Here is a 15759-nt window from a genome sequence, read left to right as displayed (position 1 = left end):
GCTCAAGGGCTAATTAGATTAGCGCAGCAACTTTCTCTGCAACTTCCGTTTGAGACACGGTTTCTTGCTCGCCGCCAACCAAATCTTTTAGCACTACTGTATTGTCAGCAACTTCGTTCTCACCAAGTACAAGCGCTACAACAGCACCTACTTTGTCAGCACGTTTGAATTGCTTCTTGAAGTTACCACCACCGAAGTGGTTCATTACACGCACGCCTTCAACGGTGTCGCGTAATTGATTCGCTAACTGCATGCCCGCGATCATCGTACCTTCGCCAGCAGCAACTACGTAAACATCAACGCTACGGCGAACTTCTGTTAGCTCTAGCGTTTCCATCATCAGAACCAAACGCTCTAGACCCATTGCGAAACCAACCGCATTGGTCGCTTTGCCGCCTAGTTGCTCAACAAGACCATCGTAACGGCCACCGCCACATACTGTACCTTGTGCACCAAGACTGTCAGTGATCCACTCAAATACAGTGCGGTTGTAGTAATCTAGGCCACGTACTAGACGTTCATTAACTTGGTATTCGATACCAACTGCGTCAAGAAGTTCACACAAACCAGCAAAATGTTGCTTCGACTCTTCACCTAAATATTCAGATAGTCGAGGGGCGTCACCTAAGATAGCTTGAACGTCTGGGTTCTTAGTATCTAGTACACGAAGCGGGTTGGTGTGCATGCGACGTTTGCAGTCTTCATCTAGCACATCGATGTGTTGCTCAAGGAATGCCACTAACGCAGTGCGGTAGCTTACGCGATCTTCTTGAGAACCGATTGAGTTCAGCTCTAGGCGAACGTGCTTATCGATACCTAGCTCACGCCATAGACGTGCTGTCATCATGATAAGTTCTGCGTCTACATCTGGACCGTCTAGGCCAAACACTTCCACACCACATTGGTGGAATTGACGGTAACGACCTTTTTGAGGACGCTCGTGACGGAACATTGGACCCATGTACCATAGGCGCTGTTCATCACGGTTGATAAGGCTGTTTTGAATACATGAACGTACACAACCTGCTGTGCCTTCTGGACGCAGCGTTAGGCTATCGCCATTACGGTCATCAAAGGTGTACATTTCTTTAGAAACAACGTCAGTCTCTTCACCAACCGCACGGCTAAATAGGTTCGTTTCTTCAACGATTGGCATACGTACTTCGTTGTAACCGTATGCGCTCACCACGTTTTTAACTGCGCTTTCTACTTTCTGCCACAGTGGTGATTGAGTTGGAAGGCAGTCGTTCATGCCTCGAATTGCTTGGATATTTTTAGCCACAGTATTTATTCCGTAATTTCTCACGACCAGGTGTTAATGCGAATAGACAATCACACCCCATCGCGTTGTATTAATCTTCTAAGTTTTCTACATCAATGCGATTTGCTTTATCAAGCACTGACGCTTTTGCTCGGATCTTCGCTTCAAGTTTATCGACAAGGTCATCGTTGTCAAAACGCTCTTTCTGACGCTTACCGTCTTCGTAGAAGGCACTCTTACGTGCACTACCCGCTAAGCCTAAGTGAGACACTTCAGCTTCACCAGGGCCGTTAACCACACAACCGATGATTGATACATCCATTGGTGTGATAACGTCTTCTAGGCGCTCTTCAAGGGCATTAACGGTGTTAATAACATCGAACTCTTGACGTGAACAGCTCGGGCACGCAATGAAGTTAATGCCACGCGAGCGAATGCGCAAAGATTTAAGAATATCAAAGCCAACTTTGATCTCTTCAACTGGATCAGCAGCTAGCGAGATACGTAGCGTATCGCCGATACCTTCAGAAAGAAGCATACCTAGACCAACAGACGACTTAACTGCACCAGCACGTGCACCCCCCGCTTCGGTAATACCAAGGTGAAGCGGCTGATCAATCTGCTTAGCCAGCAAACGGTAAGAACCGACGGCTAGGAATACATCAGAAGCCTTAACGCTGACTTTAAATTGATCAAAGTTCAGACGGTCTAGGATATCTACGTGACGCATTGCAGATTCAACAAGTGCTTCTGCTGTAGGTTCTGTGTATTTCTCTTGGATCTCTTTCTCAAGAGAACCACCGTTAACACCAATACGAATCGGAATATTCATATCGCGTGCACAATCAACAACTGAGCGGATACGGCTTTCGTTACCGATGTTACCTGGGTTGATACGCAGACAGTCAACGCCGTACTCTGCCACTTTAAGAGCAATACGGTAGTCGAAGTGAATGTCAGCAACCAAAGGAACAGAAACCTGCTGCTTGATTAGCTTAAAGGCTTCAGCGGCATCCATAGTCGGTACAGATACGCGAACGATATCAGCGCCAACTTTTTCCAAAGCTCGAATTTGAGCAACGGTCGCGGCTACATCTGTTGTTCTTGTGTTGGTCATGGATTGCACAGCAATTGGTGCACCATCACCGATCGGCACATCACCCACATAAATACGGGTTGATTTGCGACGAATAATAGGAGATTCGTGTTGCATATTAACTCTAAGGTAAGGTTATTCTGGCTACTTTGCCTGAAGTATACCCAGAAAGGTCGACAGGTTCACTTGCAAATGTCATTGATACGCCCTCTGGCGCACCTAGAATCACTTTATATGGCGCAGTTCCTGATAGATTTAATGACTGACCTGCTTTTTTGATGCCAGTCGACAAGGTTTTACCCGTTGCATCTTTTACTTGGATCCAGCAATCAGCAGAGAACTGCATCACTAACTCGTTCGCTACAGCTTCAGGAGCAGCGTCTGCTTCAACCGCTTCTGGCTCAGCAGCAACTACAGCTGTGGTTTCTGTCGCTGATTGTGCGTAGGTCTCATCAGCTTGCGTTAAGGCCTCTGAAGTAACTGCCGCGTCACTGATTGCAGTAAGGCCTTCAGTGTCTTCAATAACAGAGGCAGCAGCGTCGTTTTGCCCCGCTTCAATCACTTCTAAAGAAGCAAATTCAGGATCAAGTGACTCTTCTACAGCGAGCTCTTCTGAACTTTCAGTATTCACTAGAGATTGAGATAGCGTGTCTTGTTGTTGGTTCTGCCACCACCAAAGTGAAGAGATACCAGCAATTACAGCAAAAATGCTCCAAGTAAGGATCATAATGCGGCTGTTGTGCTTCTCGGTCTTTGTTTTACGAGAGAAGCTCAGCATTTCTTGTTCTTGATGTTGAGCATCACCAGCATGATGAAGCGCGTTCAGTACCACTTTTTCATCAAGATTGACGTATTTTGCGTACGAACGAATGTAGCCACGCATGAACGTTGCTACTTGATCTGATTCGAATTGGTTTTCTTCTATTTGCTGGATCAACGTAATACGAAGTTTCAGGCGATCTGAAATCTGCTTTTGCGTTAAACCAAGAGATTCGCGCTTATTCTTAAGCAGCGTTCCCGCTTCTAAAGCAGGAGCAATCGTTTCTTGCGTTTGTGTTTCGTGTTCTGTGTTCATAGAGAGTGAACTTCTAAAGTATTATCGCAGGTTGACGAGAGCGGTTTTTATTGTCGTTTAAGCTCAATCTAACAACCCACTTTATGTGGAATTTTTCCTGTTACCTAAATCATCAACCCTTAAAGACGAATGTCACGCATATTGTTATGGATGACCTTCTCAGGAAGCTAGTTTATCAAGTAGCCAACCTAAATAGACATATTGATGATCAGTAGCAAGCGAGCACTTAAATTAATTTAAGATTAGTTAATCATAAGCTAATGCCATTACAAGGCAAAAACACTTTAAACAAAATTTACCGTCAGCTCATGGTTTTGTCCAAAATTTGACGAAAAATGTAAGAAAGCGTGGGCAAGAAGTCCAAAAATCGAAAAACCATACCCCAGAAAAGCAACAAGCCAGAAGTAAGACTTCTGGCTTGTTTAGGTTCAATTCGCGTTTTATACCGCTTTTACTTCAATCACACCACCGGCAATCAAGTTCGCTTCTGAGGCTGCTTTGATCATTTTGGTACGTTTGGTTCTATCAATCACATCACCAACTAACTGACCACATGCGGCATCAATATCATCACCACGAGTCTTACGAACGGTTACTGTGTAGTTGTATTCCATCAGCGTTTTTTGGAAGCGGTCAATACGAGAGTTGCTTGGTTTCTTGTATGGCGAACCCGGGTAAGGGTTAAATGGAATCAGGTTGATCTTACATGGCGTATCTTTCATTAGCTCAGCAAGTTCACGAGCGTGGTCCATATCGTCATTCACATGATCCAATAGCACGTACTCAACCGTTACTTTACCGCGGTTAGCATTTGAAGATGCAATATAACGACGAACAGACGCTAGGAAGTCTTGAATATCCCAACGATCGTTGATCGGCATGATTTGGCTACGAAGTTCATCGTTTGGCGCGTGTAGAGAAATAGCCAGTGCCACATCGATGTTGTCAGTCATTTGGTCAAGGCCAGAAACAACACCAGAAGTTGATACAGTTACACGACGCTTAGACAGTGCGAAGCCTAGGTCATCAAGCATGATTTCTAATGATGGCATTAGGTTCTTCATGTTTAATAGAGGCTCACCCATACCCATCATTACGACGTTAGTAATTGGACGACGACCTGTTTCTTTCTCTAGGCCGATTTCACGAGATGCACGCCAGATTTGGCCAACAATCTCTGAAACTTTTAGGTTACGGTTGAAGCCTTGTTGAGCTGTAGAGCAGAACTTACATTCAAGTGCACAACCAACTTGTGAAGATACACACAGCGTCGCACGGTCACCATCTGGGATGTATACCGTTTCAACGTCTTGGTCGCCAACGCTCATCGCCCATTTAATTGTGCCATCTGAAGAGTGTTGAGCTTCAGAAACAACAGGTGCAACAATCTCACAACGACGTTGAAGTTTTTCACGCAGTTTTTTGTTGATGTTGTTCATCTGTTCGAAGTCATCGACACCGAAGTGATAAATCCACTTCATCACTTGCTCTGCTCGAAACGCTTTCTCATTCAGTTCTTCTGTGAAAAATTTACGAAGACCTTTACGATCAAAATCGAGTAGATTGACTTTAGCTGTGGTCATGATGCCTCTCAATGACGGAACAATAATTAAGGGCGCGAATTGTACAGGCTTTACGCAACTTCAACAAGCGCTGTAAAACCCTGTGTTTATTAAGACATTCAAAGTTAAGCGATTAAAAATTGAACAACTCTATTTATTGGCCTGAGATTACCCAATTTAAAGAAAAGATTCCCGATTACGCTCCTTCGTCGCTTTCGGGAATGACGTAAATAATCTCCAACAGCTCGGTAAGATTTACTACGAGATTGTAGCCCCCACAATTCATCGTTATCAGGTCACAAGCGACTCAAATCCCGTCATTCCAGAACCGAGGGACGAGGTATCTGGAATCTCCAATAACAAACTCAGATTCCCGACTACACTCCTTCGTCACTACCGGGAATAACGTGAAGACTCCCCCAATTACTTTCCATTCATCGTCATCGGGCCATGAATTCCTCAAAGCCCGTCATTCCAGAACCGAGGAACGAGGTATCTGGAATCTCCAATAACAAACTCAAATTCCCGACTACGCTCCTTCGTCGCTATCGAGAATGGCTAAAACTTACTCAATAACTTTCCATTCATCGCCATCAGGTCACGAGTTCCTCAAAGCCCGTCATTCCAGAACCGAGGAACGAGGTATCTGGAATCTCCAATAACAAGCTCAGATTCCCGATTACACTCCTCCGTCGCTATCGGGAATGACGACTAAGTTGATTATCGAGAACGCAAAGTCCACTGTCTCGTCCTAAAATACGTTGACAGTATTTCTACTAAGCCAACAGCGCCAGCTGTTGGCTTTTTTCATGCACCTCATTTGGAGTTTTCATCATGAGACTGAGGTGCGGCCTCATATTGTTATAGATATTGATAGACTCTTTTACTAGTCGTTTAAGCTCCTCAAGACTCTTACACCTATCAAGTAAGAACTCTTGTTTCAGGATCCCGTTTATTCTTTCTGCTAAGGCATTTTGGTAGCAATCATAACCATCTGTCATCGAAGGCATTATGCCGCTAGTTTTCAGTTTATCTTGATATACACCTGAGCAATACTGTAGACCACGATCTGAATGATGGATACAAGAATGATGATATCGACGCTCTTTGATAGCCATATCTAGCGCTTTCACGACATCCGTCGCTTTCATTTCATTACTCAGCTCATAACCCATTATTTTTCGGCTAAAAGCATCTGTAACCAATGATAGGTAGTGAACTCCTTCATCAGATTGAACATAGGTTATATCGCTCACCAACACACTCTCTGGACTACATGGCTTGTAGTCCTTTAATAAGTTCGGGTGTTTCTTCATCCAATGCCGACTATTGGTCGTTTTTGTAAAACTACGCTTAGGTCTTACCAACAATCGCTCAGCGCGTAAGTAGTTGAAAAGCGCATCTCGGCCTAACTTGATACCTTGTTCTTGTAGTCTGGGTTTTATTAAAAAATAGAGCTTCCTAGTACCAACCCGAGGCATATAGCGCCTAATATCCAACACCATTTTTTTAATCGGTTTAAGCTCTAACCGACGGTGATGAGCTCGCTTTTCTCGTTGATAAACACTCTGCCTTGTTATGCCGCAAAGCCTACATACTCGAACTAGACTTATTCCTTCTTGCTTTTGAAGGCTTCTGGCTCCTTGGCTAGATACTTTTTTCTGAGACTGGTTCCGTGCTCAGCATCAAGGATATCAACCACTCTATTTAAGAAGAGGTTCTTGATTTTTTCGTCTTCCAACTCTTTTTCAAGACGTTTTATTTTCTGTGCAGGCGATTCTTTAGGCTTAGGTGATTGGCTCATGACATTCATCCTTGGATTTTGCGCCCAATTCATCTTACCGTGCTTTCGAAGCCAGGTTAAAACGGTTGAACGGCCTTGGATACCATAAATGGTTTGGGCTTGTTTATATGTCATATCGCCTCTTTCTACAGCGGCGACGACCTGTAATTTAAAGCCTAGTGTGTAATCACGCTGAGTGCGCTTAACGTAGGTATTATTTGAAGTAGTCATAATTCGTCCTCAATGTGTAAACACATTTCAGGACGAGACACACTTACAAAAAAGGCCTCACCAAAGTGAAGCCTTTAGAATGATTTGCTGTGCCGATTATTGAGCTGGACGCGGGCAAATTTCAGATTCTGGGAAGAAGAATTCGATTTCGCGAGCTGCAGACTCAGGGCTGTCGCTGCCGTGTACTGAGTTATAACGCATGCTGATTGCGTAGTCAGCACGAATAGTGCCGCACGCCGCTTCTTCTGGGTTAGTTTTACCCATAAGTTCACGGTAACGAGCGATTGCGTTTTCACCTTCAAGCACTTGAACCATGATAGGACCAGAAGTCATGAACTCTTTTAGTGGACCAAAAAATTCTTTACCTTCATGTTCTGCGTAGAAGCCACTCGCTTGCTCTTCAGTAAGACGAACCATTTTAGCAGCAATAATTTCTAGGCCTGCTTTTTCGATACGGTGGTAGATTTCACCAACAAGGTTACGCTTAACTGCATCTGGCTTAACAATTGAGAACGTTCTTTCTAGAGCCATAGGGATTCCTTCACTTCATTTTTTTGTTATTAAATACTGAAACTACTGAGATCTTTCGATCTGAGCTTTAGGAGTGAGCAGTACCGAAATACCGCTCACTCTTATTATTATTTTGCTTGGTCAACAAGAAGACGAGCCAGTGTGCGAACACCCATACCCGTTGCGCCTGCCGCCCATTTGTCACTTGCTGACTTACGGTAAGTGCCCGCGCAATCCATGTGAATCCAACCTTTTTTGTAGTCATCTACAAAGTAAGAAAGGAACGCAGCCGCTGTACTTGCACCCGGCGTGTAATCGCCCGTGCTGATGTTTGAAAGATCAGCAAAGTTTGAAGGCAACATACCACGGTGGAAATCAGCAAGAGGCAGTGGCCATAGGCCTTCTTTCTCTTGATTTGCCGCCGTTAGTGCTTGGTGAGACAACTCATCGTCGAAACTTAGTAGTGCGTGGTAGTCGTTACCTAGTGCATTTTTAGCCGCGCCAGTTAGCGTTGCACAGTCGATGATAAGTTCAGGGTTTTGTGCACTTGCATACATCAGGCCATCAGCTAGAACTAAACGACCTTCCGCATCGGTGTTCATGATCTCAACTGTCTTACCATTTTTGTAAGTAATGATGTCGCCAAGCTTCAATGCACGACCGGAGATCATGTTCTCTGCACAACATAGGATAAGCTTGATGCGCTTGTTCAGACCGCGTTCAATCGCTAGACCTAAACCACCAGTGATAGTAGCAGCGCCGCCCATGTCAGCCTTCATCGCTGTCATGAATTGACCGGGTTTGATGCTGTAACCGCCTGAATCGAAAGTAATACCTTTACCGACTAGACAAGCAAACACTGGCGCGTTTTCGTCGCCTGTTGGGTTGAAGTCCAGTTGCAGCATTGCTGATGTACGCTCAGAGCCACGGCCTACTGCGTAGATGCCTTCCCAACCTTCAGTTAGGAGATCTTTGTCTTTAACGATTTTTGCTTTTACTGTGCCCGCTGGCGCCACTGATTTGATGTATTCAGCAGCCATTGTCGCAAGTTGACGAGGTGCCACTTCTTCAGCGGTTTTGTTGATAATGTCACGCGTCCAATCAGTAGCACGGATGCGAGCTTCTAGCTCAGCTTGATCGGCTTCTGAAAGTGCATCCCATTCCAATGCATTCTTTTTCTTTGGTCCACGGTAGCCTTGGTAAAAAGCCCAAACGCTTTCTAGATCCCAACCTTCACCACGAAGTGAAACGAATGCGATACCTTGTCCGTCAAGCGTACGACCAGCACGTTGAACCGCGCCTAAATCGTGGCCTTCACCAATGTGAATTGTCGCTCCCGCTTCTGAGAACGATAAAATAGCTCTTGCTCCCCACTGAGGCTGGGCAGCTTCTTGACTTAAAAATACTGACATCTGTGTAGACATGATTTCTCCTTGTCACGAACCACTTTGAGTGTGTGATTCTGATTATTTTTTATTAGCGCACTGATGTTAGCATTATGTAGGAGGAAAATGTCATTTTGATAAAAAAACGGACCATAAGGTCCGCTTTTTTTGGTAAGAATTGTTAACTTGGCTGCGTTTTATATTGGAGTGGTTCCAACCCGCGACCAAATCATTCGATGAGAGGATTAATCCATCTCATCCATCCAGCATAAAATAATAGCCTCTAAGATTTTTTCATTCGAGTGATTAGGCTCGTCATCAAACTCTTCAAGGTCTAGCACCCATTGATGCAGGTCGGTAAAACGTACCGTTTTAGGATCAGTATCTGGGTACAAATCACATAGCTCAATTGCGATGTCTCGCGAATCAATCCACTTCAAGCTCATAACACTTCCTTATATTTATTAGCGACGCTTGGTCACCTTTATGATCTATATTCTAGGCCAGTTTTGTTAAACCGTTATCTCAGTCATGGCGAAACCACCATGACTGTAGAGAAGTTCTTAGTGATCTTCAGACGCTAGGTTCAATGTGTACTTTGGAATCTCTACTACAAGATCTTCGTTAGCCACTTTTGCTTGGCAACCAAGGCGAGATTCCATCTCTAAGCCCCATGCCTTATCTAGCATGTCGTCTTCTAGGTCATCACTCTCTTCTAAAGAATCGAAACCTTCACGAATCACAACGTGACATGTTGTACATGCACACGATTTTTCACATGCGTGCTCAATACCAATACCGGCCTTCAATGCAACATCAAGAACCGTCTCACCAGTTTTTGCTTCTAAAACAGCGCCTTCTGGACATAGATCTTCGTGAGGTAAAACAATAATCTTTGGCATGTTTATCTATTCTCTAACTATTAAATATTATCGACTGACTGACCTGACAGTGCAGCACGAATTGATTTATCCATACGACGAGAAGCAAAGTCTTGGCTCGCTTTGTCGGTATTCTTAATTTCTACTTCAATGGCATCAGCGCTGTCGCCATTGCGCACTTCGATGAGTGTTTCAATCGCTTGTAGCAGCTGCTGCTTTTCTTGTTCGTTAAGCAGTTCGTCGCCGTCAGCTTGCATCGCAGCAATAAGGCCTTCGATCACACGATCCGCTTCTACACGTTGTTCAGCAAGAGCACGTGCTTGCATGTCTTCTTTAGCGAACGTCATTGAGTCTTTCAGCATGTTCGCTACTTCATCATCGCTTAGGCCGTAAGAAGGCTTAACTTGAATCTCAGCTTGAACACCCGTGCTCTTCTCCATCGCTGTAACCGATAGCAGACCATCAGCATCAACTTGGTAAGTCACTCGAATATGCGCCGCGCCTGCAGCCATTGGTGGAATGCCTTTTAGAGCAAAACGAGCCAGTGAACGACAGTCGTCAACCATTTCACGTTCGCCTTGAACGGTATGTACTGTCATTGCAGTTTGACCGTCTTTGAACGTGGTAAATTCTTGCGCGCGAGCGACAGGGATCGTGGTATTACGAGGAATGATCTTTTCGACCAAGCCACCCATAGTTTCAATACCGAGCGATAAAGGAATAACGTCCAGCAGTAGCATTTCAGAGTCTGGCTTATTGCCAACTAGAATGTCCGCTTGAATTGAAGCGCCAATCGCAACCACTTCATCAGGGTTAATGCTAGTTAATGGCGTGCGACCGAAGAAGTCACCGACCATTTCACGGACAAGCAATGTACGAGTAGAACCACCCACCATCACGACTTCTAGAACTTCGTCAGCGTCAACTTCTGCATCTTTCAAAGCACGGCGGCATGAAAGCAATGTTTTCTTCACAAGTGGCTTGATGATGTCTTCAAACTCTTCACGAGTTAATGAGCCAGACCAACCCAGCACTTCAACATCAACACTTTCTGCTTCAGACAAGCCAATCTTTGCTTCTGTTGCCGCATCAAGAAGAATACGGTTCTGTTCTGCCGTAAGCTCTGATAAGCCCATTTGCTCTTGAAAATAATCAGCTACTAAGTGATCAAAGTCGTCGCCGCCTAGTGCAGAGTCACCGCCTGTTGCTAGAACTTCAAAAACACCTTTAGATAGGCGCAAGATTGAGATATCAAACGTACCGCCACCTAAGTCGTAAACCGCGATAACACCTTCTTTACCTGAATCCAAACCGTAGGCAATCGCTGCCGCAGTGGGTTCATTAAGAAGACGTAACACGTGAAGACCAGCAAGTTGCGCCGCGTCTTTCGTACCAGCACGCTGTGCATCATCGAAGTACGCTGGAACGGTAATTACAGCACCAGATAGCTCGCCACCTAATGTTGACTCAGCACGTTGACCTAGCGCTCGCAGAATGTCTGCAGATACTTGAATTGGGTTCTTGTTGCCTTGTTCTGTGAGAATCACAGGCAGACCATTATCACTTTCTTCAAACTGATATGGCAGAGACGGGTATCGCTGTTGGATATCTGACAATGAACGACCGATCAATCGCTTCACCGAGATAATGGTATTTTTAGGATCAGTCTGTGCATTTGCACGAGCTTCATCACCAGTCGTGTACGACTCTGACGTATAGTGAACAACGGAAGGCAGAATACTGCGACCTTGTTGATCAACGAGTGTGCTCGCCTCACCACTGCGCACTGCTGCAACCAATGAGTTTGTTGTACCTAAATCAATACCCACAGCAAGCTTATGCTGGTGAGGAGCGGCGCTTTGCCCTGGTTCTGCAATCTGAAGTAGTGCCATGGATGTGTCCTTGTTATACGAACTAGCCGATCAGACGATCTTCAACTAACTCGATTTCATTCTTTAATTTTGCAATAAACTTAAGCTTTCTTACTCGGTCTGCAGCTTCTAACCAAGCTTCGCTGTCGAGTTCTTGTTGGATAGCGCTTAATTGTTGTTTATACATTTTGCTAACCTTTCCTTCAAATGCAAACAATGCATCTTCAGGTTCAGAACTGTCGGCGATGTCTTCAAGCTCTTCACGCAATTCCATTTGCTCCATCAGGAACATTGGATCTTGCATGGTCTGCTGCTCGCCGCGAATATCCTCACCATGTTGCATTAACAGGTATTCAGCTCGGCTGATTGGATTCTTCAACACCTGGTACGCATCGTTAATTTGCGCAGCTTTTTGCACGGCTAATAGGCGATCACGCTCAGAAGCTGTGGCAAATTTATCAGGGTGGAATTGGCGTTGCAGATCTCTAAACTGAGAAGAAAGAAGGCTACCATCCAGTTGAAACTGAAGTGGTAGCCCAAATAATTCGAAATGATTCATGTAACGGTGGTCCTAAGTTTAGGCCCTTAAAACAGAGCCTAATTTTATTCTTCGCTCATTATAGACGCTCAACGATTGAGGCGTTTATACATTGAAGCTCTCACCACAACCACATTCGCCTTTCGCGTTCGGGTTGTTGAATTCAAAACCTTCGTTTAGGCCTTCTTTTACGTAATCAAGCTCAGTACCGTCTAGGTAAACTAGGCTCTTTGGATCAATGATGACCTTAACACCTGAATGCTCGAACACTTCGTCTTCTTCGTTAAGCTCGTCAACGAATTCCAGTACATACGCCATACCCGAACAGCCAGTAGTTTTTACCGCTAAGCGCAACCCGATACCTTTACCTCGGTTATCTAGGAAAGCTTGAACTCGGCTTGCTGCCGTATCTGTCATGGTGATGGCCATACTACAACCTTGTGTTTTATATAAATTGAGAACTCAGGGGGAGCACAAAGGATGCTCCCAAATATTACTTTTTTGAAGTGATTACCTTGTAGAAGCGATTAGTGCTTCTTTTTGTAATCCGCAACTGCTGCTTTGATTGCATCTTCAGCAAGAATTGAACAGTGAACTTTCACTGGTGGCAATTCTAGTTCTTCTGCAATTTCAGAGTTTTTGATAGCCGCTGCTTCATCAATGCTCTTACCTTTAACCCACTCAGTTACTAGTGAGCTAGAAGCGATCGCGCTACCGCAACCGTAAGTCTTGAATTTTGCGTCTTCAATAATACCTTCTGCAGATACTTTGATTTGCAGTTTCATTACGTCACCACAAGCCGGTGCGCCAACCATGCCGCTACCTACACTTGGGTCTTCTTTATCAAACGAACCTACGTTACGTGGGTTTTCGTAGTGATCAATTACTTTTTCGCTATATGCCATGATAGTTACCTCGAATCCTCTATTTCCGTGAGATTAGTGATGAGCCCACTCAACAGTGTTCAAATCAATCCCTTCTTTATACATATCCCATAGAGGAGACATGTCGCGTAATTTGTTTACCGCTACACGGATTTGTGCAATCGCGTAGTCGATTTCTTCTTCCGTTGTGAAACGGCCGAATGAAAAACGTACTGAGCTGTGTGCCAGTTCATCGTTCAGACCAAGAGCACGTAGAACGTATGAAGGCTCTAGGCTTGCTGATGTACATGCAGAACCTGATGATACCGCTAGGTCTTTTAGAGACATAAGCAGAGACTCACCTTCAACGAAAGCAAAGCTCACGTTTAGGTTATGTGGTACACGTTGGTCTAAGTCACCGTTTACCGTTACCGCTTCTAGATCTTGAACACCTTTCAGTAGGCGCTCACGAAGTGCTAGTGCGTGATCGTAATCTTTCTGCATGTCTTGCTTAGCAACAGCACAAGCTTCGCCCATACCCACGATTTGGTGAGTAGCAAGCGTACCTGAACGGAAACCACGTTCATGACCGCCACCGTGCATTTGCGCTTCAAGACGGATACGTGGCTTACGACGAACGTAAAGTGCACCGATACCTTTAGGACCATACATTTTGTGAGCTGAAAGTGAGATTAGGTCAACTTTCATTTCTTGTACGTCTAGTGGGATTTTACCCGCAGACTGAGCCGCATCAACGTGGAAGATGATCTTGCGTGAACGACATAGTTCGCCGATTGCAGAGATATCTTGGATTACACCAATCTCGTTGTTAACGTGCATGATAGAAACTAGAACAGTGTCTTCACGCATTGCAGCTTGTAGCTTGTCTAGATCGATGATGCCGTTTGCTTCTGGCTCAAGGTAAGTGACCTCAAAACCTTCACGCTCTAGTTGGCGACATGGATCAAGAACCGCTTTGTGTTCTGTTTTGCACGTGATTACGTGCTTACCTTTCTTCTCGTAAAAGTGCGCTGCACCTTTAATAGCAAGGTTATCTGACTCTGTAGCACCTGAAGTGAAAACAATTTCACGTGGGTCTGCATTTAGTAGGTCAGCAATTTGCTCACGAGCATTATCTACTGCTTCTTCTGCCTGCCAGCCGTAACGGTGTGAACGAGATGCAGGGTTACCGAAGTTACCGTCCATCGTCATGCACTGAACCATTTTCTCAGCAACTCGTGGATCGACTGGGCATGTAGCTGAATAGTCAAAGTAAATAGGCAGTTTCATTTTCTACTCCAATGTAAAAACTGACCGCTAAGAGCGGGCATTAACACCGTGAGGTGCTGCACTAATCGTTGTAGTGCTCGTATTTTTATGTGCAAAACCATTATTAACCGCAAGATCGATATCTTGACGATCAGAAATTTCTAAAACTTCGTTATCTTTCATTAGCTCACCGAGCGTAATGTCGTTTAAGAAGCTGCTGATTCGGGAGCTTAAATCACGCCATAAAGTGTGAGTTAAACAACGACTGCCACCTTGGCAATCTGCTCGACCGTGGCACTTAGTCGCATCCACTGATTCGTCTACTGCTGCAATCACAGTTCCGACAGCGATATCGCTCGCTTCAGCACCTAAACGGTAACCACCACCAGGGCCGCGAACACTAGCAACTAAGCCAGCTTTGCGTAACTTAGAAAAAAGTTGCTCTAAGTAAGATAACGAGATGCCTTGTCGCTCTGAAATGTCAGCCAGAGGAACTGGGCTTTTTTGCGAATGCAGTGCTACATCTAGCATAGCTGTTACCGCATATCTTCCTTTAGATGTAAGTTTCATATCACACCGTATCCACATTGTTTATGTGGTTGGAATCTTCCCATACCCGACTAAATTGGTCAAGTATTTAGTTGACTATTTTAGTCAGGTATTCACCCTTAACTATTGTATGGGCTTTATTTGTCGTTTTTGCTCTTCTCAATCGAAGTCAAAATACCGCGAAGTGTGTTGATTTCTTGCAGTTCTGGACGAGCACGGCTAAATAGACGACGTAACTTGTTCATTACCTGACCCGGCTTATCCTTAGAGATAAATTGGGTATCGATGATCACTTTTTCAAGGTGTTCATAGAACATTTCTAGTTCGTCGTGACGTGGGTACTCATCTTGTTGCTGTGGCTGATATTGGCTAGCGACCATATCAAGGTGTGCAACACGTACTTCGTAGCTTAGTGTCTGTACTGCCATTGCTAGGTTTAGCGAGCTGTATTCTGGGTTAGCTGGAATACATACATGGTAATGACACTTCTGCAGCTCATCATTAGTTAAGCCAGTACGCTCACGACCAAAGACTAATGCTACCGGGTGCTTCTGACCTTCAACCGCAAACTTTTCACCACACTCGCGAGGCTCGAGCATTGGCCATTCAAGCGTACGAGAACGAGCACTTGAACCCACAACCAAACCACAGTCTTTTACTGCTTCTTCAAGAGTAGAAACAATCGTCGCGTTTTCTGCGATGTCACCTGCACCAGCAGCCAGTGCTAAGGTCTGCTCGTCAACTTCACATTGAGGGTCTACAAGAACTAATTGACTCAAACCCATCACTTTCATTGCGCGAGCTGCTGATCCGATATTTCCCGAATGAGACGTACCAACCAGAACGACTTTTACATTGTCTAACATGCTATATGACACCACTTTA

16 protein-coding genes are annotated in these 15759 nt (G+C 44.8%); all 16 read right to left on the bottom strand.

The features are described 5' to 3' along the window. Positions 1-13 precede the first annotated feature (13 nt). The 16 genes from hisS to trmJ all read right to left on the bottom strand — a co-directional run bounded on the left by hisS (position 14) and on the right by trmJ (position 15740). Positions 14-1282 (bottom strand): histidine--tRNA ligase, encoded by a 1269-nt coding sequence (hisS, locus tag FLM53_RS11040; protein ID WP_017062514.1) that lies wholly within the window; start codon positions 1280-1282, stop codon positions 14-16. 70 nt (positions 1283-1352) lie between these two features. After that, positions 1353-2474 carry a flavodoxin-dependent (E)-4-hydroxy-3-methylbut-2-enyl-diphosphate synthase gene (ispG, locus tag FLM53_RS11035; RefSeq protein WP_017629859.1) on the bottom strand — a complete coding sequence of 374 codons (1122 nt, stop codon included), beginning with the start codon at positions 2472-2474 and terminating at the stop codon, positions 1353-1355. A gap of 7 nt (positions 2475-2481) precedes the next feature. Continuing rightward, entirely contained in the window at positions 2482-3432 is a 951-nt protein-coding gene (rodZ, locus tag FLM53_RS11030) for a cytoskeleton protein RodZ (RefSeq protein WP_176681926.1), read from the bottom strand. Positions 3433-3872: 440 nt separating this feature from the next. After that, a complete protein-coding gene (locus FLM53_RS11025; RefSeq protein ID WP_017629861.1) occupies positions 3873-5015 on the bottom strand; it encodes a bifunctional tRNA (adenosine(37)-C2)-methyltransferase TrmG/ribosomal RNA large subunit methyltransferase RlmN in 1143 nt (380 codons plus the stop codon). Between the two features lie 755 nt (positions 5016-5770). Further along, positions 5771-7008 (bottom strand): IS3 family transposase gene (locus FLM53_RS11020; protein ID WP_176679224.1). Its coding sequence is split into 2 segments (ribosomal slippage): positions 5771-6636 and positions 6636-7008, totalling 1239 coding nucleotides; the frame shifts between segments, so codons are not numbered across the junction. 96 nt (positions 7009-7104) lie between these two features. Beyond that, entirely contained in the window at positions 7105-7539 is a 435-nt protein-coding gene (ndk, locus tag FLM53_RS11015) for a nucleoside-diphosphate kinase (protein ID WP_008222758.1), read from the bottom strand. A gap of 107 nt (positions 7540-7646) precedes the next feature. Next, positions 7647-8942: an aminopeptidase PepB gene (pepB, locus tag FLM53_RS11010; protein ID WP_017629862.1), complete on the bottom strand. Its 1296-nt coding sequence runs from the start codon at positions 8940-8942 to the stop codon at positions 7647-7649. A 206-nt stretch (positions 8943-9148) separates the two neighbouring features. After that, on the bottom strand, positions 9149-9349 hold the full coding sequence (gene iscX / locus FLM53_RS11005) for a Fe-S cluster assembly protein IscX (RefSeq protein WP_004740335.1): 201 nt from the start codon (positions 9347-9349) through the stop codon (positions 9149-9151). 117 nt (positions 9350-9466) lie between these two features. Then, a complete protein-coding gene (gene fdx / locus FLM53_RS11000; RefSeq protein WP_017629863.1) occupies positions 9467-9805 on the bottom strand; it encodes an ISC system 2Fe-2S type ferredoxin in 339 nt (112 codons plus the stop codon). A 20-nt stretch (positions 9806-9825) separates the two neighbouring features. Continuing rightward, the gene (gene hscA, locus FLM53_RS10995; RefSeq protein WP_176681927.1) at positions 9826-11676 is read right to left on the bottom strand and encodes a Fe-S protein assembly chaperone HscA; all 1851 of its coding nucleotides are present in this window, start codon (positions 11674-11676) and stop codon (positions 9826-9828) included. 22 nt (positions 11677-11698) lie between these two features. Then, positions 11699-12214: a co-chaperone HscB gene (gene hscB, locus FLM53_RS10990; protein ID WP_176681928.1), complete on the bottom strand. Its 516-nt coding sequence runs from the start codon at positions 12212-12214 to the stop codon at positions 11699-11701. Between the two features lie 84 nt (positions 12215-12298). Then, positions 12299-12622, bottom strand: a complete 324-nt coding sequence (gene iscA / locus FLM53_RS10985) for an iron-sulfur cluster assembly protein IscA (protein ID WP_010440519.1) — start codon at positions 12620-12622, stop codon at positions 12299-12301. A 98-nt stretch (positions 12623-12720) separates the two neighbouring features. Further along, entirely contained in the window at positions 12721-13098 is a 378-nt protein-coding gene (iscU, locus tag FLM53_RS10980) for a Fe-S cluster assembly scaffold IscU (protein WP_004735094.1), read from the bottom strand. A 33-nt stretch (positions 13099-13131) separates the two neighbouring features. Further along, positions 13132-14346 (bottom strand): IscS subfamily cysteine desulfurase, encoded by a 1215-nt coding sequence (locus FLM53_RS10975; RefSeq protein WP_017629866.1) that lies wholly within the window; start codon positions 14344-14346, stop codon positions 13132-13134. A gap of 27 nt (positions 14347-14373) precedes the next feature. After that, positions 14374-14895, bottom strand: a complete 522-nt coding sequence (gene iscR / locus FLM53_RS10970; RefSeq protein WP_010440512.1) for a Fe-S cluster assembly transcriptional regulator IscR — start codon at positions 14893-14895, stop codon at positions 14374-14376. 116 nt (positions 14896-15011) lie between these two features. Beyond that, the gene (gene trmJ, locus FLM53_RS10965) at positions 15012-15740 is read right to left on the bottom strand and encodes a tRNA (cytosine(32)/uridine(32)-2'-O)-methyltransferase TrmJ (protein WP_123301608.1); all 729 of its coding nucleotides are present in this window, start codon (positions 15738-15740) and stop codon (positions 15012-15014) included. Positions 15741-15759 lie beyond the last annotated feature (19 nt).

This window comes from Vibrio sp. Scap24 (genome assembly GCF_013394185.1).
Taxonomy (GTDB): Bacteria; Pseudomonadota; Gammaproteobacteria; order Enterobacterales; family Vibrionaceae; genus Vibrio; species Vibrio pomeroyi.
Note: the sequence above shows the minus strand (reverse complement) of the source record. Positions and strands in the feature narration are given on the sequence as shown.

Bases quoted from the DNA above. Each gene is read 5' to 3' on its own strand.
- FLM53_RS10975 (WP_017629866.1), bottom strand. From the start codon at position 14,346: ATGAAACTGCCTATTTACTTTGACTATTCAGCTACATGCCCAGTCGAT.
- ndk (WP_008222758.1), bottom strand. From the start codon at position 7,539: ATGGCTCTAGAAAGAACGTTCTCAATTGTTAAGCCAGATGCAGTTAAG.
- iscA (WP_010440519.1), bottom strand. From the start codon at position 12,622: ATGGCCATCACCATGACAGATACGGCAGCAAGCCGAGTTCAAGCTTTC.
- iscU (WP_004735094.1), bottom strand. From the start codon at position 13,098: ATGGCATATAGCGAAAAAGTAATTGATCACTACGAAAACCCACGTAAC.
- hscB (WP_176681928.1), bottom strand. From the start codon at position 12,214: ATGAATCATTTCGAATTATTTGGGCTACCACTTCAGTTTCAACTGGAT.
- trmJ (WP_123301608.1), bottom strand. From the start codon at position 15,740: ATGTTAGACAATGTAAAAGTCGTTCTGGTTGGTACGTCTCATTCGGGA.
- rodZ (WP_176681926.1), bottom strand. From the start codon at position 3,432: ATGAACACAGAACACGAAACACAAACGCAAGAAACGATTGCTCCTGCT.
- iscX (WP_004740335.1), bottom strand. From the start codon at position 9,349: ATGAGCTTGAAGTGGATTGATTCGCGAGACATCGCAATTGAGCTATGT.
- iscR (WP_010440512.1), bottom strand. From the start codon at position 14,895: ATGAAACTTACATCTAAAGGAAGATATGCGGTAACAGCTATGCTAGAT.
- FLM53_RS11025 (WP_017629861.1), bottom strand. From the start codon at position 5,015: ATGACCACAGCTAAAGTCAATCTACTCGATTTTGATCGTAAAGGTCTT.
- fdx (WP_017629863.1), bottom strand. From the start codon at position 9,805: ATGCCAAAGATTATTGTTTTACCTCACGAAGATCTATGTCCAGAAGGC.
- hscA (WP_176681927.1), bottom strand. From the start codon at position 11,676: ATGGCACTACTTCAGATTGCAGAACCAGGGCAAAGCGCCGCTCCTCAC.
- pepB (WP_017629862.1), bottom strand. From the start codon at position 8,942: ATGTCTACACAGATGTCAGTATTTTTAAGTCAAGAAGCTGCCCAGCCT.
- ispG (WP_017629859.1), bottom strand. From the start codon at position 2,474: ATGCAACACGAATCTCCTATTATTCGTCGCAAATCAACCCGTATTTAT.